The organism is Amycolatopsis sp. FBCC-B4732 (assembly GCF_023008405.1).
In the GTDB taxonomy this organism is placed as follows: domain Bacteria; phylum Actinomycetota; class Actinomycetes; order Mycobacteriales; family Pseudonocardiaceae; genus Amycolatopsis; species Amycolatopsis pretoriensis_A.
The window spans coordinates 1,598,413-1,623,112 of the sequence record NZ_CP095376.1 but is presented as its reverse complement, the minus strand read 5'-3'; the positions used below and the strand labels follow the sequence as shown (position 1 = coordinate 1,623,112).

Annotated in this window: 27 protein-coding genes; 9 read left to right on the top strand and 18 right to left on the bottom strand. The window is 73.4% G+C overall.

From position 1 onward, the window contains the following. Window positions 1–15 precede the first annotated feature (15 nt). Window positions 16–210 (top strand): hypothetical protein, encoded by a 195-nt coding sequence (locus MUY14_RS06770; RefSeq protein ID WP_247021895.1) that lies wholly within the window; start codon window positions 16–18, stop codon window positions 208–210. A gap of 77 nt (window positions 211–287) precedes the next feature. Further along, window positions 288–1,133: an SAM-dependent methyltransferase gene (locus tag MUY14_RS06765; RefSeq protein ID WP_247021894.1), complete on the top strand. Its 846-nt coding sequence runs from the start codon at window positions 288–290 to the stop codon at window positions 1,131–1,133. Window positions 1,134–1,206: 73 nt separating this feature from the next. On the opposite strand, the gene MUY14_RS06760 is transcribed toward MUY14_RS06765, so the two are convergent. The 5 genes from MUY14_RS06760 to MUY14_RS06740 form a co-directional block, all read right to left on the bottom strand. Beyond that, window positions 1,207–1,521 (bottom strand): RICIN domain-containing protein, encoded by a 315-nt coding sequence (locus MUY14_RS06760; RefSeq protein ID WP_247021893.1) that lies wholly within the window; start codon window positions 1,519–1,521, stop codon window positions 1,207–1,209. A gap of 67 nt (window positions 1,522–1,588) precedes the next feature. Next, window positions 1,589–1,771: an RICIN domain-containing protein gene (locus MUY14_RS06755; protein ID WP_247021892.1), complete on the bottom strand. Its 183-nt coding sequence runs from the start codon at window positions 1,769–1,771 to the stop codon at window positions 1,589–1,591. A gap of 191 nt (window positions 1,772–1,962) precedes the next feature. Then, window positions 1,963–2,922 carry a transporter gene (locus MUY14_RS06750; protein WP_247021891.1) on the bottom strand — a complete coding sequence of 320 codons (960 nt, stop codon included), beginning with the start codon at window positions 2,920–2,922 and terminating at the stop codon, window positions 1,963–1,965. Continuing rightward, window positions 2,910–3,770: an ABC transporter ATP-binding protein gene (locus MUY14_RS06745; protein ID WP_247021890.1), complete on the bottom strand. Its 861-nt coding sequence runs from the start codon at window positions 3,768–3,770 to the stop codon at window positions 2,910–2,912. The genes MUY14_RS06750 and MUY14_RS06745 overlap by 13 nt, the downstream gene beginning before the upstream one ends. 13 nt (window positions 3,771–3,783) lie before the next feature. Beyond that, a complete protein-coding gene (locus MUY14_RS06740; RefSeq protein ID WP_247021889.1) occupies window positions 3,784–4,173 on the bottom strand; it encodes a GntR family transcriptional regulator in 390 nt (129 codons plus the stop codon). Between the two features lie 116 nt (window positions 4,174–4,289). Here MUY14_RS06740 and MUY14_RS06735 point away from each other — a divergent pair, with 116 nt between their 5' ends. From MUY14_RS06735 to MUY14_RS06725, 3 genes are all read left to right on the top strand, one after another. Beyond that, window positions 4,290–5,063: a cyclase family protein gene (locus tag MUY14_RS06735; protein WP_247021888.1), complete on the top strand. Its 774-nt coding sequence runs from the start codon at window positions 4,290–4,292 to the stop codon at window positions 5,061–5,063. Then, on the top strand, window positions 5,060–6,679 hold the full coding sequence (locus MUY14_RS06730) for a thiamine pyrophosphate-binding protein (RefSeq protein WP_247021887.1): 1,620 nt from the start codon (window positions 5,060–5,062) through the stop codon (window positions 6,677–6,679). The genes MUY14_RS06735 and MUY14_RS06730 overlap by 4 nt, the downstream gene beginning before the upstream one ends. Before the next feature lie 91 nt (window positions 6,680–6,770). Continuing rightward, window positions 6,771–7,760 carry a hypothetical protein gene (locus tag MUY14_RS06725; RefSeq protein ID WP_247021886.1) on the top strand — a complete coding sequence of 330 codons (990 nt, stop codon included), beginning with the start codon at window positions 6,771–6,773 and terminating at the stop codon, window positions 7,758–7,760. On the opposite strand, the gene MUY14_RS06720 is transcribed toward MUY14_RS06725, so the two are convergent. Continuing rightward, window positions 7,757–8,491, bottom strand: a complete 735-nt coding sequence (locus tag MUY14_RS06720) for a GNAT family N-acetyltransferase (protein ID WP_247021885.1) — start codon at window positions 8,489–8,491, stop codon at window positions 7,757–7,759. The genes MUY14_RS06725 and MUY14_RS06720 overlap by 4 nt on opposite strands. Before the next feature lie 7 nt (window positions 8,492–8,498). Beyond that, entirely contained in the window at window positions 8,499–8,945 is a 447-nt protein-coding gene (locus MUY14_RS06715; protein ID WP_247021884.1) for an Lrp/AsnC family transcriptional regulator, read from the bottom strand. Window positions 8,946–9,094: 149 nt separating this feature from the next. Between MUY14_RS06715 and MUY14_RS06710 the strand changes: the two genes are divergently transcribed. After that, window positions 9,095–12,487, top strand: coding sequence for an indolepyruvate ferredoxin oxidoreductase family protein (locus MUY14_RS06710; RefSeq protein WP_247021883.1), 3,393 nt, complete (start codon window positions 9,095–9,097; stop codon window positions 12,485–12,487). Here MUY14_RS06710 and MUY14_RS06705 read toward each other — a convergent pair. The 4 genes from MUY14_RS06705 to MUY14_RS06690 all read right to left on the bottom strand — a co-directional run bounded on the left by MUY14_RS06705 (window position 12,468) and on the right by MUY14_RS06690 (window position 15,455). Next, a complete protein-coding gene (locus tag MUY14_RS06705; protein ID WP_247025074.1) occupies window positions 12,468–13,088 on the bottom strand; it encodes a response regulator in 621 nt (206 codons plus the stop codon). The two genes, MUY14_RS06710 and MUY14_RS06705, sit on opposite strands and share 20 nt — an antisense overlap. Window positions 13,089–13,153: 65 nt before the next feature. Continuing rightward, entirely contained in the window at window positions 13,154–14,119 is a 966-nt protein-coding gene (locus MUY14_RS06700; RefSeq protein WP_247021882.1) for a GlxA family transcriptional regulator, read from the bottom strand. A gap of 1 nt (window position 14,120) precedes the next feature. After that, complete coding sequence (locus tag MUY14_RS06695; RefSeq protein WP_247021881.1) at window positions 14,121–14,627, bottom strand: ATP-binding protein; 507 nt, start codon at window positions 14,625–14,627, stop codon at window positions 14,121–14,123. A 186-nt stretch (window positions 14,628–14,813) separates the two neighbouring features. After that, window positions 14,814–15,455 (bottom strand): FMN-dependent NADH-azoreductase, encoded by a 642-nt coding sequence (locus MUY14_RS06690; RefSeq protein ID WP_247021880.1) that lies wholly within the window; start codon window positions 15,453–15,455, stop codon window positions 14,814–14,816. A gap of 82 nt (window positions 15,456–15,537) precedes the next feature. Between MUY14_RS06690 and MUY14_RS06685 the strand changes: the two genes are divergently transcribed. Beyond that, window positions 15,538–16,011 carry a MarR family winged helix-turn-helix transcriptional regulator gene (locus MUY14_RS06685; protein ID WP_247021879.1) on the top strand — a complete coding sequence of 158 codons (474 nt, stop codon included), beginning with the start codon at window positions 15,538–15,540 and terminating at the stop codon, window positions 16,009–16,011. A 4-nt stretch (window positions 16,012–16,015) separates the two neighbouring features. Here MUY14_RS06685 and MUY14_RS06680 read toward each other — a convergent pair whose 3' ends face one another. From MUY14_RS06680 to MUY14_RS06660, 5 genes are all read right to left on the bottom strand, one after another. Then, window positions 16,016–16,618 (bottom strand): SecDF P1 head subdomain-containing protein, encoded by a 603-nt coding sequence (locus MUY14_RS06680; protein WP_247021878.1) that lies wholly within the window; start codon window positions 16,616–16,618, stop codon window positions 16,016–16,018. A 22-nt stretch (window positions 16,619–16,640) separates the two neighbouring features. Next, window positions 16,641–18,422, bottom strand: coding sequence for a glycoside hydrolase family 76 protein (locus MUY14_RS06675; protein ID WP_247021877.1), 1,782 nt, complete (start codon window positions 18,420–18,422; stop codon window positions 16,641–16,643). Between the two features lie 93 nt (window positions 18,423–18,515). Next, on the bottom strand, window positions 18,516–19,097 hold the full coding sequence (locus tag MUY14_RS06670; protein ID WP_247021876.1) for a CPBP family intramembrane glutamic endopeptidase: 582 nt from the start codon (window positions 19,095–19,097) through the stop codon (window positions 18,516–18,518). Beyond that, the gene (locus MUY14_RS06665) at window positions 19,094–19,990 is read right to left on the bottom strand and encodes an NAD(P)H-binding protein (RefSeq protein ID WP_247021875.1); all 897 of its coding nucleotides are present in this window, start codon (window positions 19,988–19,990) and stop codon (window positions 19,094–19,096) included. Before MUY14_RS06665 ends, MUY14_RS06670 begins: the two co-directional genes overlap by 4 nt. Window positions 19,991–20,000: 10 nt before the next feature. Then, window positions 20,001–20,930: a DMT family transporter gene (locus MUY14_RS06660; protein ID WP_247021874.1), complete on the bottom strand. Its 930-nt coding sequence runs from the start codon at window positions 20,928–20,930 to the stop codon at window positions 20,001–20,003. A 73-nt stretch (window positions 20,931–21,003) separates the two neighbouring features. Here MUY14_RS06660 and MUY14_RS06655 point away from each other — a divergent pair, with 73 nt between their 5' ends. Continuing rightward, complete coding sequence (locus MUY14_RS06655) at window positions 21,004–21,921, top strand: LysR family transcriptional regulator (RefSeq protein WP_247021873.1); 918 nt, start codon at window positions 21,004–21,006, stop codon at window positions 21,919–21,921. A gap of 15 nt (window positions 21,922–21,936) precedes the next feature. On the opposite strand, the gene MUY14_RS06650 is transcribed toward MUY14_RS06655, so the two are convergent. Then, complete coding sequence (locus tag MUY14_RS06650) at window positions 21,937–22,821, bottom strand: LysR family transcriptional regulator (protein WP_247021872.1); 885 nt, start codon at window positions 22,819–22,821, stop codon at window positions 21,937–21,939. Between the two features lie 85 nt (window positions 22,822–22,906). On the opposite strand from MUY14_RS06650, the gene MUY14_RS06645 reads away from it, so the two are divergent. Beyond that, window positions 22,907–23,851, top strand: coding sequence for a threonine/serine dehydratase (locus tag MUY14_RS06645; RefSeq protein WP_247021871.1), 945 nt, complete (start codon window positions 22,907–22,909; stop codon window positions 23,849–23,851). Here MUY14_RS06645 and MUY14_RS06640 read toward each other — a convergent pair. Continuing rightward, window positions 23,805–24,623 carry an LLM class flavin-dependent oxidoreductase gene (locus MUY14_RS06640; RefSeq protein WP_247021869.1) on the bottom strand — a complete coding sequence of 273 codons (819 nt, stop codon included), beginning with the start codon at window positions 24,621–24,623 and terminating at the stop codon, window positions 23,805–23,807. The genes MUY14_RS06645 and MUY14_RS06640 overlap by 47 nt on opposite strands. Between the last annotated feature and the right edge of the window lie 77 nt (window positions 24,624–24,700).

Sequence of the window (24,700 nt, the reverse complement as noted above, 5' to 3'; positions counted from 1 at the left end):
GCGGGAGGTGCCGGAGTGGACAGGGCAGGGGACGAAGTGGACACAGGGGCCGTCGGCTACCCGTGGTCACGCCGCGACCTGACAGAACTGTCCGAGGCCGCGCGCGACCTGGACCGCCGGATCGAGCAGCACCTCGCCCGGCTGCGCCGCGAACGCGCCGCGCGGGCCCGCGACGACATCCCGGACCAGCGGCTGCGCCCGAGCGGCTGACCTCGCCTTCACCGCCCGGACGCGACCTACTACGCTGGGTTGCGCACCGCCACCCGCCGAAGTCCTGCGAGGTCGCCATGTCCGAGACGCTGTCCCCGAGCCAGAAGCCGGTGGGAGTCCACCCCGACCGGCCGAGCATCGCGCGGATCTACGACGGATTCCTCGGCGGCAACAACTACTACGAAGTCGACCGCGTCGTGATGGAGAAGATCCGCGCGGCGGTCCCCGAAGCGGTCGACATCGCCCGCGGCAACCGTGGTTTCCACAACCGGGCGCTGCGCATGCTGGCCGCGCAGACCGGTATCCGGCAGTTCCTCGACTGCGGCTCCGGCCTGCCGACGGCGGAGAACACGCACCAGATAGTGCAGCGCATCGACAAGGACCACACGGTCGTCTACGTCGACAACGACCCGGTGGTCCTCGCGCACGGCCGCGCGCTGCTCGTCGAGAACGACTTCACGCACATGGTCGACGCGGACATCTTCCAGCCCGAAGCGGTGCTGGGGAACGAGGATGTGCGGCAGCACATCGACTTCGCCGAGCCGGTCGCGCTGCTGCACGTCGGCACGATGCACCACTTCGAGGGCGACGGCGCGGTCGACGTCATGCGCGCGTACATCGACGCGCTCGCCCCGGGCTCGTACGTGGTCCTTTCGCACTTCTTCGACCCCGAGGTGCCAGAGCTGACCGAGATCGCCAAGCGCATCGAGCAGATCCTGGTCCAGGGCCCGCTCGGCGCCGGCCGGTTCCGCACCCGCGCCGAGATCGAAGGCATGCTGCCGGGGCTCGAGTTCGTCCAGCCCAACGCCACTTCGGCGCCGGGCCTGGCCGTGTGCGACGAGTGGTGGCCGGACGGACCCCGCCTCACCCCGCTGTCCGGCTCGGCGAAGTGCGTGGCTGGGATCGTCGGCGTCAAGCGCTAGCGCAGCCGCCAGAGGTGGCCGGCGGTCCCGGTGTCGCCGAACTGCACCACCCGTGCACTGTCCGTTGTGGACATCACGTCGACCCCGGAATTGCGGTTGCCGATCCGGAACCAGCCGCTGCCATCGTCGCGCAGGCACCACTCGTGATCGGGTGAGCCGTTGCCGTGGCTTCGAACGTCCACAGGTGGTCGGCGGTGCCGTTTTCGGCGAACTGCACCGCCTGCGTACTGTCCACGGTGGACATTCGGTCGACGCCGAGCACCCTGCCGGAGTTGCGGTTCTCGATCCGCACCTGCCCGTCGGGCATCAGCCGCCACAGGTGGTCGGCCGTCCCAGAGTCGGCGAACTGCACCAACTGCGCGCTGTCCGCGGTCGACATGCCGGCCACGCCGAGCACCTTGCCGGAGTTGCGGTTCTTCAGCCGCCACCAGCCGTCGCCGTTGTCGACCGGGCTGCTATAGGTGGTCCGCCGTGCCGTTGTCGGTGAACGGGACGACGACCGAACTGTCCGCTGTGGACATCCGATCGACACCGAGCACCTTGCCCGAGTGGTGGTTGCGGTTCCGGTACCAGCCGTCGCCGTTCGCGATCAGGTGCCAGACGTGGTCGGCGGTGCCGTTGTCGGCGAACTGCACCACCCGTGCACTGTCCGCTGTGGACATCCGTAGTGCCCGCAGAGGCAGTCGAGCTGTAGCCGCAGCTGCCCGGCGAGCCAGCCCGCGGTGACGGCGCCGGGCGGGAGCTCGAGGAAGGCCGTGGGCATGAGCGGTGCGGCGTTCTACCGGTCAGGTACAACGTGGTGAATCCGCCGTTCGTCGGTGCCGGTGCGTCAGGCGATGGTGCGGATCCGGCGGATCGCGAAGAAAACCAGCGCCGCCGTCAGCACCGCGAAGATCGCGGTCTCGATGCCCTGGAACGTCCAGAACCGGTCCCCCGGCTGGTATTCCAGCCAGTTGGTCACGTCGCCCGCGGCGCACTGCCCGGGCGGGCACGGCCCGATCTGGGCTTCCGGCAGCACCAGGCGGCCCGTGACGTCGTGGACGTCCTGGGCCAGGATCCAGTCGCCCGACGCCGGGTTCGGGGTCTGCGTGCCCGTCGGCGGGAACGTCAGCAGTTCGGCCGGCAGGTAGCGCGGGCGGGCGAGGACCTCCACCGCGACGCGGACCACGGCGTACCCGGCCAGCGCGAGCGCCATCGACGGGACCACGCGCGGCCGGTACGTGCCCGCGAAGATCCCCAGTGCGAGCGCGAACAGCGTGTACGCGACCGGCACGATCCCCTGGACGTCGAACGCCAGGAATGCGAGGCGGCCGGTGCTCGCGGCGACCAGTGGCTCGAACCACCACGACACGCCCAGCGCGTAGCCGGTCGCCAGCACGGCCGTGATGGCGCCGGTCACGCCGAACGTCGTGAGCGCCCAGTGCAGCCGGCTCACGCCCTGTGTCCACACCAGACGGTGGGTGCCCTGCTCGATCTCGCGGGCCACCAGCGGCGCGCCGAAGAACACGCCGACCAGGGCCGGCAGGACCACGAACAGGACGGCGACGAACTGCAGGTTCCCGAACTCCCGCTGGAATTCGTGGCCGAGGCTCTCGCACCGCGCCACGGCCTCGGTCTGCGTGATCATCGACGTCGTCCCGAGCGCGGCTCGGCACGAGCCGAGGCCGAAGGCGTCGAACTTCGCGCGCATCGCCAGTCCGGTCGGCACCATGACCGCGGCGAGCAGGCCGGACGCGACGAGCGCGAACAGCGCGGGCTTGCGGTGGCGGCGCCAGGTCAGCCAGAGCACGCGGGCACCTCCGCGGCGAGGTGGCCGAGCACCAGGTCTTCCAGGCCGACCTCGTGTTCTGTCCACAGTGGATCGATCGGACCGGCGCGGCGCACCAGCAGCGTCGCCTGGCGTTCGGAGTGGTGCGCGCGGATGACCTGGGCGACGCCCGCGATCTCGTCACTGCCCGCCCGCGGGCCGACGACCGTGCGGTGCGCGTCGAGCAGCTCGTCGACCGGCCCGGTCAGCCGGACGCGGGCGTCCTGGAGCACGACCAGGTGGTCGCAGGTGCGTTCGAGGTCGATCAGCAGGTGCGACGACAGCAGCACGGTGGTCCCGTCCTCGGCCACCGCACCCATCAGCGTCCGCAGGAACTCGCGGCGGGCCAGCGGGTCCAGGCTCGCGATGGGCTCGTCGAGCAGGAGCAGCCGCGGCCGCTTGGCCAGTGCGAGCGCGAGGGCGACCTGCGCGCGCTGGCCGCCCGAGAGCTTGCCGGCCGGGCGGTCGAGCGGGACGCCGAGCGCGGCGAGCCGCTCGCGGGCCGGCGCGGCGTCCCAGCGGCGGGGGTTCAGCTTGCCGCCCATGGTGATCAGCTCGGCCGCGGTGAAGTCCCGGTAGAGCGGCGTGTCCTGGGCGACGAAGCCGATCTCGGGGAGCGCGGCGGCGGGTGGGTGGCCGAACACGCGCACGTCGCCCGAGTCCGGCCGCAGCAGCCCGGCGGCCAGGTGCAGGAGGGTGGTCTTGCCGGCGCCGTTCGGGCCGGCCAGCGCGACGATCCGCCCGGCGGGGACGGCGAGCGCGCAGTCGCGCAACGCCCACGTGCGCCCGTACCGCTTGCCCAGCCCGCGGGTTTCGATCGCCAGCTCCACGTTCGGCCCCCACTCACCCGTGCGGTGCCGCTGTGCCGCGCATCGTCGTCTCGATCAGCGCCGCGATGTCGTCCGGCGTCATCCCCGCCGCTTCGGCGCGCTCCAGCCACCCGACGAGCTCGTCCCGCAGCTGCGCCTGTGCGCCCAGCGACGGGCCGGCCAGATCGCCGGTGACGAACGTGCCGACCCCCGGCCTGCCCTCGGCCAGACCCTCGAGGACCAGCTCGCGGTAGGCCTTGAGCACGGTGTTCGGGTTGATCGCCAGGTCCTGCGCGACGTCCCGGACCTTCGGCAGCTGGTCGCCGGGGCGCAGCAGGCCGACCCGCAGCGCCTGCTTCACCTGCACGACGAGCTGCATGTACGTGGCGACCCGGGAACGGCCGTCCAGGACGAACTCGATCACCGGGCCTCCTACTGTCCTAGGTCAGTAAGACAACACCGGGAAGCACGGCGCTGTCAAGCGGGCGCCCGCGGGCATAGGGTTCCGACCGAGACGCACACCGGCACCGGGAGGCAGGCATGTCGTTGTTGGACGGACTGGGCGAGGCGATCACGTCGGGGGCGATCGAGATCGTCGACCTCACCGCGCCCCTGAGCTCGAGCACGCCGATCCTGCAGCTGCCGGAACCGTTCGCCAACACCATCCCGTTCCGGCTGGAGGAGATCAGCCGCTACGACGAGCGCGGCCCGCGCTGGTACTGGAACGACATCCACACCGGCGAGCACACCGGCACCCACCTCGACGCACCCGTCCACTGGGTGTCCGGAAAGGACGGTCACGACGTCTCGCAGGTGCCGCTGAAGACGCTCGTCGCGCCCGCCGTCGTCCTCGACTTCTCCGCGCGGGCGGCGCAGGACCCGGACTTCCTGCTGTCGGTCGACGACGTCCGCGCGTGGACGGCCGAGCACGGGCCGCTGCCCGACGGCGGCTGGCTGCTCTACCGCACCGGCTGGGACGCGCGCAGCGAGGACCAGGCCGGCTTCCTCAACGCCGACGAAACCGGGTCGCACTCCCCCGGCGTCTCGCCCGAGTGCGCGCGGTGGCTCGCCGGGGAAACGCCCATCACCGGGCTCGGCGTCGAGACCGTCGGGACCGACGCGGGGCAGGCGCCCGCCCTCGAGCCGATGTTCCCGTGCCACGAGCTCCTGCTGGGCGCGGGCAAGCACGGCCTGACGCAGCTGCGGAACCTGGCCTCGCTGCCGCCGACCGGGACGCTGCTGGTGGTCTCGCCGCTGCCGATCGTCGGCGGCTCCGGCAGCCCGGCCCGCGTGCTCGCGCTGGTGGAGCGGTGAACGTCGCCGAGCTCGTCGGCCGCACCCTCGCGAACCTCGGCGCCGGCACGGCGTTCGGCGTGGTGGGCAGCGGCAACTTCGAGGTGACGAACGCGCTGCGCGCGGGCGGGGTCCGGTTCGTCGCCGCCCGCCACGAGGGCGGCGCGGCCAGCATGGCCGACGCCTACGCCCGGATGAGCGGGAAGGTGTCGGTGCTGTCGCTGCACCAGGGCTGCGGGCTGACCAACGCCGTCACCGGGATCACCGAAGCCGCCAAGAGCCGGACGCCGATGCTCGTGCTGACCGCCGACTCCGCGGGGGCGTCGGTGCTGTCGAACTTCCGCGTCGACCAGGACGGCCTGGCCGCGGCGGTCGGCGCGGTGCCGGAGCGCGTGCACTCGGCCGCGAGCGCGGTCGCCGACACCGTGCGGGCCTTCCGGACCGCGCGGCAGCAGCGGCGGACGGTCGTGCTGAACCTCCCGCTCGACGTCCAGGCCGAACCCGCGCCCGCGTCCCCCGCGCTGCCGGCCATCCCAGGGCCCGCTGTGGTCCGGCCGGACACCGCCTCGGTGACCGGGTTCGCGGACCTCCTCGCGGCGGCCGAGCGGCCGGTGTTCATCGCCGGCCGCGGTGCCCGCGGCAGCCGGGAACCCTTGCGGGAACTGGCTTCGCGGTGCGGCGCGCTGCTGGCGACGTCCGCCGTGGCGCACGGGCTCTTCCACGGCGACCCGTTCGCGATGGGCATTTCCGGTGGGTTCGCGTCGCCGACGACCGCCGAACTGATCCTCGGCGCCGACCTCGTCGTCGGCTGGGGCTGCGCGCTGAACACGTGGACGACCCGGCACGGCAAGCTGCTCAGCCCGCACGCGAAGCTCGTGCAGGTCGACGTCGAGCAGGCGGCCCTCGGCGCGCACCGGCCGGTCGACCTCGGCGTCGTCGGCGACGTCGCCGGCACCGCGGCAGAGGTGCTGGCCGTGGCGGAGGAGCGCCAGGGGTACCGCACCGAGGACGTCGCCGCGCGGATCGCGGCCGGGCGCTGGAACGACGTCGAGCACGATGACCTGTCCCGCGGCGGGCGCATCGACCCGCGGACGCTGAGCAAGCTCCTCGACGACCTGCTGCCGGCCGAGCGGATCGTGTCGATCGACTCGGGCAACTTCATGGGCTACCCGAGCGCGTACCTCTCCGTGCCCGACGAGCAGGGTTTCTGCTTCACGCAGGCGTTCCAGAGCATCGGGCTGGGCCTGGGCACGGCGATCGGCGCGGCGCTGGCCCGCCCGGACCGCCTGCCCGTGCTGGGCACCGGCGACGGCGGGTTCCACATGGCACTGTCCGAACTGGACACCGCGGTGCGGCTGGAGCTGCCGCTGGTGGTCGTCGTCTACAACGATGCCGCGTACGGCGCGGAGATCCACCACTTCGGCGACGTCGACACGACGACGGTCCGCTTCCCCGACTCCGACCTCGCCGCCATCGGCCGCGGTTTCGGCTGCGCGGGCGTGACGGTCCGGTCGGCCGAGGACCTGTTCGCGGTGCGCGACTGGCTGGCCGGCCCGCGGACCGCGCCGCTGGTGATCGACGCGAAGATCGCCGACGACGGCGGTTCGTGGTGGCTCGCGGAGGCGTTCCGGCACTGACCCGGTCTTGACAACCGTCGGGGCCGGACTGAATGCTGACCGAGTTGTCCTACAGTCGTAGGACAGTGGGGGATCTAGTCATGGAGCTTCGATGCGACTCTTCCTGGCCGTTCTGGCGGCCGTCACCCTGTTCGCCGCGCCGGCGGACGCGGGGCAGTCCCACCCGCCCGCCGACGCCGCGGGCGCCTTCCTGGCCGCGTTCGACGACCACTCGATCGTCGCGAAGTCCAGCCCGGACGTCGGGACGTTCCTGGCCGACCTCGTGCGCGACCCGCGCTTCCCCGGCCGCGTGAACGACATCGCCGTGGAGTGCGGGAATTCGCGGCTGCAGCCGCTGCTGGACGACTACATCGCCGGCGGCGACGTCCCCGACGTGAGCCGGGTCTGGCGTGACACGACCCAGCCGAGCTGCGGGTTCTCGACGTTCTACGAGCAGTTGTTCGCCTTGGTCCGGCAGGTCAACACGACTTTGCCCGCCGCGAAGAAGATCCGGGTGCTGGCGTGCGACCCGCCGATCGACTGGAGCCGCGTCCAGGCCCCGGCGGACCTGGAGCCGTTCCTGGACCGCGACACGACGATCGCCTCGGTGGTGGAGACGCAGGTGCTGCAGAAGCACCGGAAGGTCCTGATGCTGTTCGGCCTGGGGCACTTGACGCACGACGGCGGCAGCGGCGCGGTCGCCCGCCTGGAGCGCGCGCACCCGGGTGCGGCGTACGTCGTCGCCGACCACCGCGGGTTCACCGTGGACAACGCGCGGCTCGAGCGGCGGCTGGGATCGTGGCCCGCTTTGGTGCCGCTGAAGGACTCCTGGCTGGGCGGGCTCGACACGAGGACGTTCCCGGTGAACCGCGACTACCCGCCGGGCACCCGGGGTTTCCCGGGCGTGGACGCGTACCTGTACGAAGGTCCGGCGGACACGCTGCTGCGCGAACCGTTGTCGGCCCGCGCGATCCTGGACACGAACTACCTCGACGAACTCCGGCGCCGGGCGGCCGCGATCCAGGCACCGCCGGACGGACTGGAGTGGCCGGAGTTCTTCTTCGAGCGGGAGCGCACGTCCGGCGTCCTGCTGCGCGGCTAGCTTCGCGCGGCCGGCCGGTGCGAGACCCAGACGTTCGGCTCGACGTAGACCGCGAAGTCCTCGGCCGCCGAGACGAACACCGGAGCGAGTGCGCCCGGGACCGTCACCACGCCGTCACGGTCGAACGGCAGGCCGGTCCAGCGGCGCCAGTCCGCCAGCGGGGCCTGGACCGTCGCCGAACAGGGGGCGATCGCCTCGATGCGGCCGCCCGCGCGGACGTGGGTGCGCAGCCAGCGGTCGGCGGGCAACCCGTCCGCGCGGGTCTCGGCGGCGTACTCGCGCATCGGCTTCGAGGGCACCGCTGCCTTGTCCGGCGGCCGGACCGGGATCACCAGCGATTCCAGCCCGGCCGCCGCCGCGGCTTCGCGCATCGCGGCCAGCACCGTGCCCGAGTGGCCGCGGCCCTGGTGGTCCGGGTGCACCGCGATCTCCAGCGCGCACGCGGTGTCCGGTACGACGTCGTCGAGCGCGTCCTCCGCGGCCCACACCGCCACTTCGTCCCAGCCGCGGGCGGGCAGCGCCCCGCGGCCGCGGAACGGCACCATGATCCCGCGCGCGATCGGCCGCTCACCGTCGAGCAACGCCACGACCAGGTGCGGCCAGCGGCGGGCCACCCGGCGGCCGCGGACCAGCAGGCTCGCCAGGCTGCCCGCCATGAACGCCGGCGAACCGGGCGGGTACGGGATGGCGTAGACGGCCTCGGCCAGGTCCGGCCGCCGGGCCAGCGTCACCAGCACCTCAGGTGCCCCGGGACCACGACTCCAGCGCGATCAACGTCTTCGTCCCGGTCACCTGGTGGTGCCGCCGGATCTCGTCGATCGTCTTCTGCAGGTGCGCCATGTCGCGCACCCGCAGCCACACCAGCGCGTCCGGGTCGCCCGCGATCGTGAACACCGCCTGGGCCTCCGGCATGCGGGTCGTCGTGCGCAGGATCTCCGCGACCTTCGTGTTGCCGACGAAGCGCAGCTCCGTGAACGCCTCGATGCCCCAGCCCAGCTTCGCGTGGTCGACCTGGACCGTGAAGCCCGTGATCACGCCGGTCTCGCGCAGCCGATCGATGCGGCGCTTGACCGCGGCCGTCGAGAGCGTGACGCGGCCGGCGATGTCGGACAGCGTGCGGCGGGCGTCCTCGCGCAGCAGGCCGAGGATCTCGTGGTCGGTCGCGTCGAGCAGCTCTTCGGGCATGCGCAGGAGCCTAACTCCGCGCAAAATTCCGAGCCAGCCGGAGCGCGGGGCCTCCGAAGTTTGCGTATAGAGTCCCGGAACGCCAACACCTGTTGCGTCGCTGTGGCCGGCGTCGCACTGTGCCCGGAAGCACATCGAGAGGAGCCGCCGTGGCGACGTTCACGCTCGAGGACCGCTATCTGCGGGAAGCGGGAATCGTGCACCTGACCGGGGTGCAGGCCCTGGTCCGGCTGCTGTTCGACCGCGTCCGCCACGACCGCGCCCGGGGTGGCGACCCCGCCGTCTTCGTCTCGGGCTACGAGGGCTCGCCGCTGGCCGGGTACGACCTCGAACTCGGCCGCCGCTCGACGCTGCTGGAGAAGCACGACGTCGTGCACCGGCCCGGCCTCAACGAGGAGCTGGCCGCGACCTCGGTGATGGGCAGCCAGCTCGTCGCGGGCGCCGGCGGGCAGCGCGGCGTCACCGGGTTCTGGTACGGCAAGGCCCCCGGCCTCGACCGGGCCTCCGACGCGCTGCGCCACGCCAACCTCGCCGGGACCGACCCGCGCGGCGGTGCGGTCGCGCTCGTCGGCGACGACCCGAACGCGAAGTCCTCGACCGTCCCGTGCGCGTCCGAGCTCGCCCTCGCCGACCTGGCGATCCCGATCCTCTACCCGGTCGACTCGCAGGACGTCCTCGACCTCGGCATGCACGCGGTCGAGCTGTCCCGCGCGGCCGGCGTGTGGACGTCGCTGAAGGTCGTCGCGAACGTCGCCGACGCGTCGGGCACCGCCACCGTGAGTCCACAGTGGACCGCGCCGGAAATCGAACGGGCGTACCGGCACACCCCGACCTCGCGGCTGCTCGGCACCAGCCTCGCCGAGCTGGAGCGCAGCCTGTTCACCGTCCGGTTGCCGCTGGTCACCGAGTACCTGCGCGCGAGCGGGATCAACCGCATCACCGCGCGCGGGCCCGCCGACCGGATCGGCATCGTCTCCGCCGGCAAGTCCTACCTGGACCTCCAGCAGGCGCTGCGCGCGCTCGGCCTCGACGCGGGCGCACTGGCGAAGTACGGCATCCGCGTGCTCAAGCTCGGCGCGATCCACCCGCTGGAGCCCTCGATCGTCCGCGAATTCGCCGACGGGCTCGAGGAGATCGTCGTCCTCGAGGAGAAGCGCTCGTTCATCGAGACGGCGCTCAAGGAGGTCCTCTACGGCGTTCCCGGCACCCCCGCGGTCACCGGCAAGAAGGACCGCGACGGCCGCACGCTGTTCACCGAGCTCGGCGAGCTGGACCCGGACGGCATCGCGGCCGGGCTGGCCCGGCGGCTGCCCGAGGGCATCCCGCCGGTCGACGCCTACCGCGGCCGCCGTCGCCGCGAGCGCATCTCGGTGCCGCTGCTCGCGCGCACGCCGTACTTCTGCTCGGGCTGCCCGCACAACTCGTCGACGAAGGTCCCGGAGGGCACGCTCGTCGGCGGCGGCATCGGCTGCCACACGATGGCCCTGTTCATGGAGCCCGACCAGGTCGGCACCGTCCTCGGCGTGACGCAGATGGGCGGCGAGGGCACGCAGTGGATCGGCATGGCGCCGTTCGTCGAGGCCGACCACTTCGTGCAGAACATCGGCGACGGCACCTTCACCCACTCCGGCAGCCTCGCGGTGCGCGCGGCGGTCGCGGCCGGCGTCAACATCACCTACAAGCTGCTCTACAACTCCGCCGTGGCGATGACCGGCGGCCAGGACGCGGTCGGCGGGCTGCCGGTCGAGAAGGTCGCCGAACTGCTCCTCGTCGAGGGCGCGAAGCGGGTCGTGATCACCAGCGACGCGCCCGCGAAGCTGCGGCGCCGCAAGCTCCCCGCCGACGTCGAGGTGCTCGACCGCACCGAACTCCTGACCGCGCAAGAGGAACTCGCCGCCGTCAAGGGCGTCACGGTGCTGATCCACGAGCAGGAGTGCGCGGCCGAGAAGCGCCGGAAGCGCCGCCGCGGCAAGCAGCCGATCCCGACGACCCGCGTGGTGATCAACGAGCGCGTCTGCGAAGGCTGCGGTGACTGCGGGACGAAGTCGAACTGCCTGTCCGTGCAGCCGGTGGCGACCGAGTTCGGCCGCAAGACCACGATCCACCAGTCGTCGTGCAACGTCGACTACTCCTGCCTCGCCGGCGACTGCCCGTCGTTCGTCACCGTGGTGCCGACCGGGAAGAAGCAGCGGCGCAAGCTGACCGAGCTGGCCGCGGACGCGATCCCCGCGCCCGCGATGGCCGGCACGGACTTCACCGTGCGGATCACCGGCATCGGCGGCACCGGCGTGGTCACCGTGACGCAGATCCTCGCGACGGCGGCGGTGCTCGACGGGCGCCACGTCCGCACGCTCGACCAGACCGGCCTGGCGCAGAAGGGCGGCGCCGTCGTCTCCGACCTCAAGGTGACGGCGGAACCGGTCGAGCAGGCCCCGAAGCTCGCCGCCGGCGAGTGCGACCTCTACCTGGCGTGCGACGCGCTCGTCGGCGCGGACGCGACGAACCTGGCCGTGGCCGACGCCGCGCGGACCACCGCGGTCGTTTCGACGACGGAGGTCCCGACCGGCCGGATGGTCGTCGACACGACCGTGTCCTTCCCGGCGCCCGGCAGCGTCCTCGCCCCGCTGGAGGCCGCGGCCGCGCGCACGGTTTCCCTCGACGCCCGCGGCCTCGCCGAGGAGCTCTTCGACGACGACCAGTTCGCCAACGTCCTCCAGCTCGGCGCCGCGTACCAGACCGGCGCGATCCCGCTGCCGGCCGCGGTGATCGAGCGCGCGATCGAGCTGAACGGCACCGCGGTGGCCGCGAACCTGCAGGCGTTCCGCCGCGGCCGTCAGCTCGTAGCCGGACCCGAAGCCCTCACGACGGCTCCGAAGCCGGAGCGCAAGGTCACGCAGCCGTCCGCGCGCAAGCTGGTGCACGCCGAGCCCGGCTCCGAATTGGCGCGGCTGCTCGACGTCCGGATCCCGGACCTGGTCGCCTACCAGGACAAGCGCTACGCCCGCGCGTACGCCGAGTTCGTCGAGCGGGTGCGGGTCCTGGAGGACGGGCCGACGGAGATCACCGAGGCCGTCGCGAAGCACCTCTACAAGCTCATGGCGTACAAGGACGAGTACGAGGTCGCGCGGCTGTCGCTGGACCCGGCGTTCACCGGTGGCCTGGCGGAGCAGTTCGGGGACGGCACGAAGTACGCCTACCGGCTGCACCCGCCGGTGCTGCGCGCGCTCGGCATGAAGCGCAAGATCAGCCTCGGCCCGTGGTTCCGCCCGGCGTTCCGGCTGCTGCACGCGCTGCGCAAGCTGCGCGGCACCCGGCTCGACCCGTTCGGCCGCGCCGAGGTGCGGCGGGTCGAGCGCGAGCTGGTCGAGGACTACCGCGGCACGATCCTGCGGGCGTTCGACGCCGGTGCCGCCGACCGGGCGCGGGTGCTCGCGCTGGCCGAGCTGCCCGACCTGGTGCGCGGCTACGAAGACGTCAAGCTGGCCAACGTGGCCCGGTACCGGGAGAAGCAGGCGGAGCTGCTCACGCTCGTAAATAGCTGAGCATGCCGTGGTCGGGGACGCGCAGCTTCGCGCTGACGTCCCCGGCGTGCTGCCGGGCGGCCGCGGTGCCGATGCCGAGCAGGCGCCCGATCGTCGGCACCGAATGCCCTTCAGCCAGCAGCGCGACGACCTCGCACTCGCGGTCGGTCAGCGCGGCCACCGGGTCGCCGGGCCGCCGCCGGGCCAGCTGGACCGCCACGACGTCGCGGTCCAGCACCGTGCCTCCGGCCGCGACCCGCCGGAGGGCGTCGAGGAACTCGTCGGGCTTGCCGACGCGCTCCTTGAGCAGGTAACCGGCGCCGCCCCCGCCCGCGGCCAGGAGGTCGCCCGCGTAGCCGTCTTCGACGAACGCCGACAGCGCGAGGATCGCCAGGCCCGGCACCCGGCGCCGCGCTTCGAGGGCGGCGCGGAGCCCTTCGTCGGTGAACGTCGGCGGCAGGCGGACGTCGACGACGGCCAGGTCCGGCGCCGCCGCGACGACCGACGCCACCAGGTCGCCCGGGTGGTCGACGGCCTCGACGACGTCGAAACCCTCGCTGCGCAGGAGCAGCACGAGCCCCTCCCGCAGCAGGGCGTCGTCCTCCGCGATCACGATCCGCACGGCGGCTTCCTCCTCCGGTCCACGCACTTCCCCTGCCTGGTGCACGGATCCGCGGCCGGAAGCGTTCAGGCGATGCCGGTGGTCCGGAAGCGGGCGCGGTAGTCGCTCGGCGGCACCCCGAGGTTGCGCACGAAAGCGCGTCGCAACGTCTCCGCGGTGCCGAAGCCGGCGCGGCGCGCCACGACGTCCAGCGGATCGGTCGTGCGCTCCAGCTGCTGCTGGGCGGCCTCCAGCCGGACCTGCTCGACGAACCGCGCCGGGGTGCGGCCGAGCTCGTCACGGAACAGGCGGGTCAGGTGCCGGGTGCTGACGCCGGCGCGGGCCGCCAGGTCGCCGAGGGTGTGCGGGCCCGCGGGATCGGCCGCGACGGCGTCCAGGACACCGCGGAGCAGCTCCGTGCGCGGGCGGCCGGTTTCCAGGCGCACGCTGAACTGCGACTGACCGCCCGGGCGCTGCAGGAAGACGACCAGGTGCTTGGCCACCAGCCGGGCCACCTCCGCGCCGAGGTCTTCCTCGACCAGCGCCAGCGCGAGGTCGATGCCGGAGGTGACGCCGGCCGAGGTGATGACCGGGCCGTCCTTGACGAAGATCGCGTCGCCGTCGACGTGGACGTGGGGGAAGCGGCGGGCGAGCTGGTCGGTGAGGTCCCAGTGCGTGGTGGCGCGCCTGCCGTCGAGGACACCGGCCGCGGCCAGCGCGAACGCGCCCGCGCAGACCGACGCTGTCCGGGCCGCGCCGTCGGCGAGCCGGCGGATCTGGGCGATCAGATCGGCGTCGGCGATCGTGCGGGCCCATTCGGGACCGCCGGGCACCAGCACGGTCGCGTCGCGCGGATCCGCCGCCGCGAGGTCGAGGTCGGCACCCAGCCGCGTCCCGGTGTTGGTGCGGACGTCGGTGCCGCCGGGCGACGCCGTCCGCAGTCCGTAGCGGCCGCCGTGCTCGTTGGCCTCGGCGAAGACCTCCAGCGGGCCCGAGACGTCGAGCAGGCGGACGCCGTCGTAGAGGACGACGAGGACGGGCCGGGTGCGCACGTCAGCCGTCGGCGGACCAGCCGCTCAGCCGGGTCAGCAGGCGCTCGAGCACCTGCGGGTCGGCGGCGACCGGGTCGCCGGAAACCGGCTCGTCGACCAGGGTCCGGCGGTCCTGGCGGCGCGGCAGGCGCACCTGGCGCGCGCTCATCCCGCCGGGCAGCGCCAGCTCGCACCAGGTCGTGCGCGCGCCGCCCACGCCGTGTTCGACGCCCACACGCTCGCCGGGTCCGGCCTTCGGTTCCGGCAGGCCGGGGACGTCGTCGTCGACCTCGACCACCAGCACCTCGGCGGTCAGCCGCAGCCGCAGCGTCACGAAGGACGGCGCCTTGGGGTTGCCGGCCTCGATCACGGCTTCGACCAGCCGTCTGGCGGCCGCGGTGGTCTGCTCCAGCATGGGCCGCAGGGACCAGTCCGTGAGAATCAGGCGGACGAACAGCTCGGTGACCGGCAGCGCACTGGGCTGCGCGACGAGCCTGATGTCGTCCATCTGGGAGGTGTGCGCGCTCAAACCTGACCTTCCTCACCCAGGTGCGGCCTCCGCGGGGTGCCGCAACTGCCAACCCGCCCGCGGCGGCACGGTACCGCCCGCGCCCGGCGCCGCCGCCGTCGGGTCCAGGGGTGAGGCCCATGCGCCCCAATGTGGCGTTGGGTGCATCAGATGCACCGAACGCCACATTGGGGTGGTCGGGGGCGGTCAGACGTGGGCGGGGACCCAGAGCTCGTCGATGGTCCGCTCGGCCGTCGCCAGGCTCGCGTCGGCCAGCGGGATGAGCTCCGCCATCGCCGGGTTGACATGGGCCAGCGTCAGCTCCGCCGTGATGAAGCGCGGCTCCAGCCCGGTCAGCGAGACGCCGTGCGGGAGCCACTGCTCGGCGTGGTCCCAGCCCTCGCGGGGCGTGCCTTCGCCGTACCCGCCGCCCCGGGAGGCCAGCACGATGAACTCGCGGCCGCCCAGCAGGCCCGTCCGGGTTTCGTGGTCGACCGAGAGGCCGGGGGCGATCAGGTGGTCGACCCAGGTCTTGACGCTGCTCGGTGCGCCGAAGTTGTACAGCGGCAGGCCCAGCAGGACCGTGTCGGCCGCCTTGATCTCGGCGACCAGCTCGGCGGTGCGCGCCCACGCGGCCGCCTGCTCCGGCGTGTGCTGGTCCGGCGGCACCATGCCGGCCAGACCGCTCGCCGAGTCGATGTGGGGCAGCGGGTGCGCGCCCAGGTCGCGGTAGGTGACCGTGCCGTCCGGGTGCGCGGCGCGCCACGCCGCCGCGGCCCGCGCGCTGAGCCGGCGGCTCACCGAGCGCTCGCCCTGGATGCTCGAGTCGATGTGGAGGAGGTGCGCCATGTCGTTAGCCGTCCATAGATCGTTGGTGTAAGACAAACCATTAATAGCACACCGACCGTTGAGCCGCCCATATACTGGGCGCATGACGTCGCTGCCGGTCGTGAACCAGCCGCCCCACCGCTGTGGGGCGCTGCTCGGCCAGCTGACGCGGCGGCTGCAGACCCGCAGCGATTCGGTCCTCAAGCCCCTCGGCCTGCGCCCGCGCCACCTGATCGCCCTGACCGTCCTGCGCGACCTGGGCGGCAGTTCGCAGCAGGACCTGGCGAAGATCCTGGAAATGGACAGCACGAACGTCGTCGGGCTGCTGAACGACCTCGAAGCCGAGAACCTGATCGAGCGCCGCCGCTCCCCCGTCGACCGGCGCCGGCACGTCGTCGAGCTCACCGACGTCGGCGTGAAGCTGCTGGTCCGGGCCGAATTCGCGCTCGCCGCGGTCGAGGACGAGGTGTTCAGCGCGCTGAGCGACGACCAGCGCGAACAGCTCTACGAACTGCTGCACCAGGCGACGAACAAGTCCGAGACGCAGGCCTGCACCGAGGCCGTCCCGGACTGCTGAGGGCTCAGCCCCCGGCGATGTCCTTCGCCAGCTGCCGGGCCTCCGGCAGGGTGAACCTGCCGCTGATCTGCGTTTCCCCGCCGGTGATGGCCGACTGGACGGACGGCGCGGTCAGCACGCGGCTCTTCAGCACCATCGCGACCTGCTTGCCGACGTTCTGCCCGGTCCACTCGGCCCAGGTCTTCGCGCCCTTGGCCGTGAAGCTGAGGGTGATGACCGGACTCCCGGTCGCCGGATCGGCGACGGCGTCCACCCGGCTCACGTCCGCGCCGCTGAGGAAGCCCGGACCGAGGACGTACTTCGTGCCCTGCGCGCGGTCGCAGCTGACCAGCGGCAACGCCGGGTCGTCGCGGCCGTCCAGGGGATCCGGCTTGCCCTGCGCGCAGTCGAAGCCCAGCAAGGCGGCCTGCTGCGCGGCCGGATCGGTGCTCTGCCGTTCGGCCGCCGCGCCCGCCGCCGGACCGGGTGGCGCCTCGGTCAGCACCGGCCGGAACCGCAGCACCGACCCGTCCTTGACGACGAACCCCTTGGGCACGGCGTGCCCGGCGATCCCGGGCGAGCACCCGGTGGCGAGCACGGCCACGGCCGCGAGCAGGAGGATCCGCACGCGCCCATTCTGGCGTGCCCGCCTACCCGGCCGCCAGCAGCGCTTCCAGCCCGGACGCCTGCGTGCGCCAGTCGGCCGCGTTCGGCGTGGCCCCGGTCCAGCGCAGCCCGATCCGGTTCAGCGGGTCCCGGTCGCCCGCCCACAGCGCGTCCGCCTGCTTCCGCGCGAACGCGCGGTAGGCCGCCGAGCCCGTCGCGGTCGCGAGGTCGCCGAAGTACCGCATGAAGATGCCCTTGAACTGCTTCTGGTTGTCGTCGCAGGACCCCGTCTCGCAGGACTCGGCGAGCACGCCACCGGACGTCAGCCGCGTCATCGCCGCGTCGGCGAGCCGCTTCGCCGCGTCCAAATAGGACTGGACGCCGGTGCCGCGCCAGAGTTCCAGCAGCCCGCCGATCCCGAGCCCCTGGTTGTACGTCCAGACCGTCTGGCCGTTGTTGGCGCAGGAGGACGTCAAGCCGTCGTTCACCAGCCCGGACGCGTTGACGAGGCCGCTGCCGAGGTACCAGTCACCCGCGGTGCGCGCCCGCTGCCCCCACAGCGTGTCACCGGCGATCCGCAGGTGCAGGGACGCGGTCAGCCGCAGGTGAAGGCCGGCGGTGACGGCGTTCTTGTACGTCCGCTCGCGGTCCCACCACACCCCGCCGCCGCAGGTGCCGGTGTCCCAGAACCCCTGGACGTAGTTCGCGATCGTCGTCGCCTCGGTCAGGTAGCGCGCGTCGTGCGTCCGGTCGTAGACGGCGAGCCAGGCCAGGCCCCACCACGCGCTGTCGTCGATCGCCCGGCTGACGAAGTGCCCGTCGATCGGGTCGGAACTCCTTGCCCCGGCGGGGAAAGCGACCCGGTTGACGTCGAAGGTGCGCGCCAGCGCGCTGTCGAACCCGCCGGCGTCCGCGACCGCCGTGACCGCGACCGCGGAGTTCCACCAGCTCGACGGCCACCAGGCGGTGTACGGCTCGGAGGACCACATCAGGGCGTCGAGCGCGCCGGCCGCGCGGGTCGTCGCCGGGCGGGCCCAGGCCGTGCAGCTGCCCTGCGCGTGCGTGGCTTCGCGGCCGCACGCCCGGACCGCGCCGCCGTAGAGCCGGCCGCGGGGATCGCGCGTGGCGAACCCTGTCGTGTGCGTGCCGGCCGCGCCCGCGGGGGTGCTCGTGCGGCCCAGCGACGAGCCGTCCGGCCAGCTCGCGCCGGCGTCCCACGAGCGGTCGAGCCAGATCTCGTCCCCGGCGCCGCCCGCTTCGATCCCGGCCCACGCCATCCCGCGGCCGTCGAAGTGGAGCCGGATCGTGCGGCCGAAGAGCGTCGCCGGCGCGACCGGCTGGCTGTCCCCGGCGCCCGGGGCGCTCCGGTCGCACGCGCTGTCGCAGACGTCCGGGTGGATCCAGGCGGTGCAGCCGACGCCTTGCGCGTCGCCGCAGGCGCGGACCAGGCCACGGCGGTGGTGCGCCGGGTCGGTCAGGTTGTAAATCAGGGTACGGGTGCCGGTCCACGAACCGGGGACGCTCGCCTTGCCCAGCAAGCCTTCCCAGGTGGCGCCGCCGTCCCAGGAGCGGTCGAGCCAGACGGCGTCGCCGGGGACGCCGTTGTCGATGCTCGCCCAGGCCATGCCGTCCGGGTCGGACGCGTGCAGCCGCAGCACGCGCCCGTTGAGCACCTTGTCGGGCAACGGAAAGCTCTCCCGCGCGGCCCGCGACGGGTCGAGGGTGTCGCACGAGGTGACGCACACCGCGACGGCGGTCGTCGCCGCGGTCGCGGGGATCGGGGCCGGGGAACCGAACACGAGCAGCAGCACGAGCAATGTCCGCATCGACATCCCTCTCCACGCACCGGGGTTCGTTCCAGCATAGGAACACCGGGGCCGTCCGGCGAAGGATTCTGTCCGGTTCCGGACAACAGTGGTCTAGTCCTCCGGCGGGAACAGCCGCGGCATGACCGCCAGCATCAGCGCGGACCACGCCACGTGGGTCAGCATCGGGGCCTGCACGCCGCCCGCGCGGTGGCGCTGCACGGCGAACAGCGTCCCCATCACCGCGGAGGCCAGGACCAGCGCGGGGTTCCGCGTCGCCGTGGTCGACAGGACGTAGGCCACGGTGGCGCCGCGCGCCCCGAAGGCGTCGTGGAGCGCGCCGCGGAAGAAGACTTCCTCCGCCGCGCCGGTGACCAGCGTCGTCGCCACCACCGACGGCGTAGAACCCCGGTGGGCGTGGTCGAGCACGCCGGTGATCGCGCGGCGCAGCGGCGGGATGTGCCGGGCCACCAGCGCGAACCCGTAGAACACGCCGAACGCGCCGGCCCCCACCACCAGCGGCTGGACGACGTCCGGGCGGCCGCGCGGCACCCGGCCCGCCCCGGCGAACCAGGTCGCCGCGACCGACGCCGTGAGCGCGTGGAACCGGCGCGAACCGGACCGGCTGGCCAGCGACGCGCCGAGCAGTCCGGAACCGGCGGCCGTGGCGGCGGCCAGGTACGCCCTTCGTCTCACGCGGGCCGCCTGCTCTTCGCGCGTTCGCCCAGCGCCTGCAGCACGGCCTCGTCGTAGCCCAGCGGCTCGAACTCGACGATCCGGCGGATCGCGTCGTCGCGGACGACGACCTCGTTGGTCATCGAGTCGATCAGCGCCCGCCCGGTCGTCACGTCGATGTCGGTGACGAACGAAAGCCAGTACGACGACAGGCGCGGGGAGAGCAGCGGCACCGGCAGGATCAGCAGCGACCGGCCTTCGATCGCGGCGACGCGCTGCAGCATGTCCCGGTAGGCCAGCACTTCGGGGCCGCCGATCTCGAACGTCTTCCCCTCGGCCTCCGGGTGGTCGAGGACGCCGGCCAGGTAGCGTACGACGTCGGCGATCGCGATCGGCTGGGTGCGCGTGCCGACCCAGCGCGGGGTGATCATCGCCGGCAGGTGCTCGACCAGCTGCCGCGTCAGCTCCCACGACGTCCCGCCGTGGCCGATCACGATCCCGGCGCGCAGCACGGTGACCGGGACGCCGGTCTCCCCCAGCAGCCGTTCGACCTCGCGGCGGCTGGTCAGGTGCTCCGACAGCGCGTCGTCGTCGTCGCCGAGCCCGCCGAGGTAGACGATCCGGCGCACGCCGGCATCGGCCGCGGCGCGGGCGAACGCGCGGGCGGCGTCGGCGTCACGGCGCTTGAAGTCCGCGCTGTCGAGTGAATGCACCAGGTAGTAAGCCGCTTCGACGCCCTTGAGCGCGGCACGCAGGGAGCCGACGTCGGCGACGTCGCCGCGCACGGCCTTCCCGGCCCCGCCGTACTTCGCGGGGTGGCGGGTCATCGCCAGCACCTCGTGCCCGGCCGATTCCAGCGCCGGGCACAACCGGCTGCCGACGAAGCCGGACGCACCGGCCACCAGTACCCGCATGCCCGCGACGTTAGCCGGGACGCCGGTCGCGCGCAGATCGTCCGCCACCGGCGATGCACACCGCCGCGACCACGCCCGCGCAGCCGATCAGCTGCAGCGCGCTCGGCGCCTCACCCAGCAGGGCGATGCCCAGGAGTACCGCACCGACCGGCTGCAGCAGCATCAGCGTCGCGCCGGTGGTGGCCGACATCCGGGGCAGCGCGGCGGAGATCAGGATCCACCCGATCAGCTGGCCGACGACGGCGAGGGCGACCAGCCAGCCGAAGGCCGCCGGGGGCGGGGTCAGGTCGAGCGTGCCGGTGGGGACGCCGGCCACGAAGGCCACCACGCCCGCCGAGACCGTCGCCAGCGCGAGCGAGTTCGCCTGGGTGCCCTTGGCGCCGCTGAGCCGGATCAGGAACAGGTAGACCGCGTACCCGGCGCCGGCGAGCAACGCGGCGACCGCGCCGGTCACCGGGTCCGGGCCGAACGAGCCGGTGCCGGCGAAGCCGCCGGCCAGCACGACGCCGCCCAGCAGCACGGGCGCGACGACGAGGAACCGCTTCGACGGCCGCTCGCGCAGGAACGCGAACGCCAGCACCGGCACGATGACCATCTGGACGGCGAGCAGCACGGTCGCGATGCCGGCGCCGACCCGCGGGATCGCCTCGCCCCACAGCACGAAGTCGAGGCCGAGCCCGGTGCCGGCCAGCAGCGGCAGGAGCACGCGGCGGTGCACCGGGCCCGCCTTCCGCCGCTCGCGCGCGGCGAGCACGACCAGCACCGGCAGGGCCAGCAGGCAGCGCCAGAACGCGCTCGTGCTGCCGCTGGTGTGCGAGACCTTGATGAAGACCGACGACAGCGAGATGCAGAAACTGCCGAGCGCGGCCAGCAGCCGGGGGTCGAACCGGCTGGTGAAGGTCGGTGCGGGCGTCGTCGGACGGGGCGCGGTCGTGGTCACCCCTCCAGCGTGGGGGCCACGACTGTCAAGGACAAGCGAATGTTCCTTCCCGGAATTCGGTAGCATCCCTACTGTGTTCGGACTCGAGAGGATGCGGGCGCTGCACGCCGTCGCGACCCAGGGCTCGGTCGCCGCGGCGGCCGCCACGCTGCACGTCACGCCTTCCGGGGTGTCGCAGCAGCTGGCCAAGCTGGAGCGCGAAGCGGGCCAGACCCTGCTGGAACCCCACGGCCGCGGCGTCCGGCTGACGAAGGCGGGCCAGGTGCTCGCCGGGCACGCCGAACGGATCCTGGCGCAGGTCGCCGAGGCGAAGGCGGACCTGGAACTGCTGCGCGAGGACGTCTTCGGGCCGTTGCGGGTCGGCGCGATCCCGACGACGGTGCACGCGCTGCTGCCGCCCGCGCTCACCGCGCTCTCGACGCAGCACCCGGGGCTGGTGGTGACGCTGCACGAAGGCGAGGCCGAGCAGACGATCCCGCGGGTGGTGTCCGGCGAACTCGACGTCGCCGTGGTGGAGAGCTGGGCCGACCGCCCCACGGAGATCCCGCCGTCGGCGACCGGCATCCCGCTGTTCGCCGACGTCGCCGACCTCGCCCTGCCCGCCGGGCACCGGCTGGCCCACCGCAAGGCCGTCGACCTGGGCGAGCTGGACGACGTGGCGTGGATCGCGTGGAGCGCCGGGTCCGGCTGTTACGAGTGGCTCACGCAGGTGCTGCGCGAGCAGCGGCTGGAGCCCCGGATCAGCTGCACGGTCGGCAGTTACCCGACGCAGCTGGCCCTGGTGGCGGGCGGCATCGGCGCGGCGCTGGTACCCCGCTTGGCACGCGACCGGCTGCCCGACGGCGTCCGGATCCTGACCACGCGCCCGGCGCTGAACCGGACGATCTTCGCGATCTGCCGGGCGGGCGAGGAGAACCTCGGCGCGGTGCGCGCGTGCCTGGACGCGCTCCGGGCGGCGTCGGCGCGCTTCGAGCCCGCCGGCGCGCGCTGACGGCCACCGCCTCTCTTAGCGGCTGAGCAGCGCGACCATCTCGGTCACCAGCGGTCCGGGCCGCCGATGGTGCACCAGGAAGATCTCGCGGACCGGCCGCGCGTCGGCCGCGTCGCGGACCTCGATCCGCGCCGGGCCCAGCCGGGCGAGCACGCCGTCGGGCACGAACGCGATCCCCAGCCCGGCCTCCACCAGCGCCAGCACGACCTGGTAGTCCCGGGTTTCGTAGGCCACCCGCAGCGCGACCCCGGCGGCGTCGGCGAGCTGCTCGAGGCAGCCGCGGTTGGGCGCGCCGGGGCTGCCGGAAATCCAGTCCTCGCCGGACAGCGCGCGCAGGGTGAGCCGCCGGGCCCGCGCCTTCGGGTGGCCGGCCGGGAGGATCAGGCGGAACCGCTCGGAGCGCAGCAGCTTCCGCGTGAGCCCGCGCGGGTCGGGCAGCGGCGCCCCCGGGTAGCGGTGGGTGATCAGCAGGTCGAGGTCGCGCGAGCTGACCAGGCCGTAGCCGTCGGGTGGTTCCAGGTCCAGCAGCCGCAGCGCCACCGCGGGGTGGTCCCGGCGGAAGTCGGCGAGCGCGGCGGGCACGAGCGTGCTGCCGGCGCTCGCGAAGGTGCCCACGGTGAGCTGCGCGGGCTCCTCGTCGAGCAGGGCGCGGACCGTCCGCTCGGCGGTGCGCAGCTCACCGACGATCGTCTCCGCGTGGCCGAGCAGCGCTTCCCCGACCGGCGTCAGGGTGACGCCGCGGGCGTGCCGGTGCAGCAGCCGGGCCCCGACGTCGCGCTCGAGCTTGGCCAGCTGCTGCGAGACGGCCGAAGGGGTGAAGGAGAGCCGCTGGGCGGCTCCGGCGATCGAGCCGGCGTGCGCGACCTCGGCCAGCACGGCGAGTCGGTGGGCGTCGAGCACGGTCACCTCCGGCCATCAGCTCCGCTAACGGCAGCATAGGAGACGTCGCTGGTGCTTACGGCCGGCCGGCGCGCATGCTGGGCGCATGATCAGCACCGCGGATGTCGAACTGGCGGCCACCCGGATCCGGGGCCGGGTCCGCCGGACGCCCGTCCTCGCCGACGACGGCGTGTGGTTCAAGCTGGAGCAGCTACAGCACACCGGGTCGTTCAAGGCCCGCGGCGCCTTCAACCGGATCATCGCGGCGGGCGAGCTCTCGGCGGCCGGGGTGGTGGCCGCCTCGGGCGGCAACGCCGGGCTCGCCGTCGCCCACGCCGCCCGCGAATTCGGGGTGGCCGCGCGGGTCTACGTCCCCGCGAACGCGCCCGCGGTGAAGGTGGCGAAGCTGCGGACGCTGGGCGCGGCCGTCGAGCTGGTCGGCGACAAGTACGCCGACGCCTACGACGCCGCCGTCAAGCACGCGGCGGACTCGGGCGCGCTCTTCTGCCACGCCTACGACCAGCCGGAGATCTGCGCCGGCCAGGGCACGATCGGCCTGGAGCTGCTGGCGGACGTCGACGGGCTGGACACGATCCTGGTGGCGGTCGGCGGCGGCGGGCTGCTGGCGGGCATCGCCGCCGCAGTCGAAGGCCGTGCCCGGGTGATCGGTGTCGAACCGCGCACGGCTCCGACGCTGAACGCGGCGCTGGCCGCGGGCGAGCCGGTGCCGGTCGAGGTGTCCGGGATCGCCGCCGATTCGCTCGGCGCGTCCCGGCTCGGCGACATCGCCTTCGCGGTCGCCACCCGCACGGACGTGGGCTCGGTGCTGGTCGGCGACGCGGAGATCCTCGACGCCCGCGCGGCGCTGTGGGACCGCTACCGCCTCGCCGTCGAACCCGGCGGGGCGACGGCGTTCGCCGCCCTGCGCACCGGCGCCTACCGGCCGGCGCCGGGCGAGCGGGTCGCCGTCCTGCTCTGCGGGGCCAACACCGACCCGGCGACGCTCACTTCCCCGCCAGCCGCGCCACCAGCGGCGCGAACTCCTCGGTGAACGCCCCGTTGACGCTGAAGTAGGAGATGCCGAGTTCCTCGCGACGCCGTTCGAGCTCCTCGGCCATGGCGTCGGTGCCGCCACGGAGCATGGCGAGCGAGTCGTGCTCGATCAGCGTTTCGGCGTCGACCCCGATGAACCCGCGGATCCACGGCGGCACCTGCTCGCCGACGACCCAGATGTTGAGCGCGAACTCGAGGTCCCGGTCGCCGGCCGCCGCGCGGATTTCGCCGATGTAGGCCGCGGTTTCCGCGCGGGTGGTCAGGGCGCCCCCGGCGAGGGTGACGATGTCGGCCTTCTTCGCGGCGAGCACCCGCGCCTTGGGCCCGCCCGCGGCGATCATGACCGGGGTGTGCGCGTCGCCGTCGAGCCGCCGCACGTGGTCGACGGTCTCGGAGATCGAGTCGAGCCGCTCCTGCCCCGAGCCGTAGGGCAGGCCCAGCTCCGCGGCCTGCTGGCGCATCGTCGGGAGCCCGGTGCCGAGGCCGAGTTCGAACCGGCCGTCGGTGACGGCGGTCAGGCTGTGCGCCTCCCAGGCCGCCGCCCGCGCGGTGCGCAGCGGACTGGCCAGGACGAACGAGCCGACGCGCAGCTCGGTGGTCACCGCGGCGGCGGCCGCGAGCGACGCGGTCGGCGTCGGCAGGTTGAGGTTGTCCGGCGAGAGCAGCGTCGAGTAGCCGAGCTCTTCGGCACGCCGGGCGGTCTCGCGCCATTTCGCGCCGCCCTCCCCGGCCGCCGCGACCACACCGAACCGGAACGCCTTGCCCGCCATCGGGACACCCCCAGAGAGTTGGTCCCCCGATCAAACCACCGGCGAGCCCGGCCGTGCCACCACGGCCGGGCGTCCGG

Bases quoted from the DNA above. Each gene is read 5' to 3' on its own strand.
- MUY14_RS06715 (WP_247021884.1), bottom strand. From the start codon at position 8,945: ATGCCCGAAGAGCTGCTCGACGCGACCGACCACGAGATCCTCGGCCTG.
- MUY14_RS06765 (WP_247021894.1), top strand. From the start codon at position 288: ATGTCCGAGACGCTGTCCCCGAGCCAGAAGCCGGTGGGAGTCCACCCC.
- MUY14_RS06690 (WP_247021880.1), bottom strand. From the start codon at position 15,455: ATGGCGCACCTCCTCCACATCGACTCGAGCATCCAGGGCGAGCGCTCG.
- MUY14_RS06665 (WP_247021875.1), bottom strand. From the start codon at position 19,990: ATGCGGGTACTGGTGGCCGGTGCGTCCGGCTTCGTCGGCAGCCGGTTG.
- MUY14_RS06725 (WP_247021886.1), top strand. From the start codon at position 6,771: ATGCGACTCTTCCTGGCCGTTCTGGCGGCCGTCACCCTGTTCGCCGCG.
- MUY14_RS06735 (WP_247021888.1), top strand. From the start codon at position 4,290: ATGTCGTTGTTGGACGGACTGGGCGAGGCGATCACGTCGGGGGCGATC.
- MUY14_RS06685 (WP_247021879.1), top strand. From the start codon at position 15,538: ATGACGTCGCTGCCGGTCGTGAACCAGCCGCCCCACCGCTGTGGGGCG.
- MUY14_RS06675 (WP_247021877.1), bottom strand. From the start codon at position 18,422: ATGCGGACATTGCTCGTGCTGCTGCTCGTGTTCGGTTCCCCGGCCCCG.
- MUY14_RS06640 (WP_247021869.1), bottom strand. From the start codon at position 24,623: ATGGCGGGCAAGGCGTTCCGGTTCGGTGTGGTCGCGGCGGCCGGGGAG.
- MUY14_RS06645 (WP_247021871.1), top strand. From the start codon at position 22,907: ATGATCAGCACCGCGGATGTCGAACTGGCGGCCACCCGGATCCGGGGC.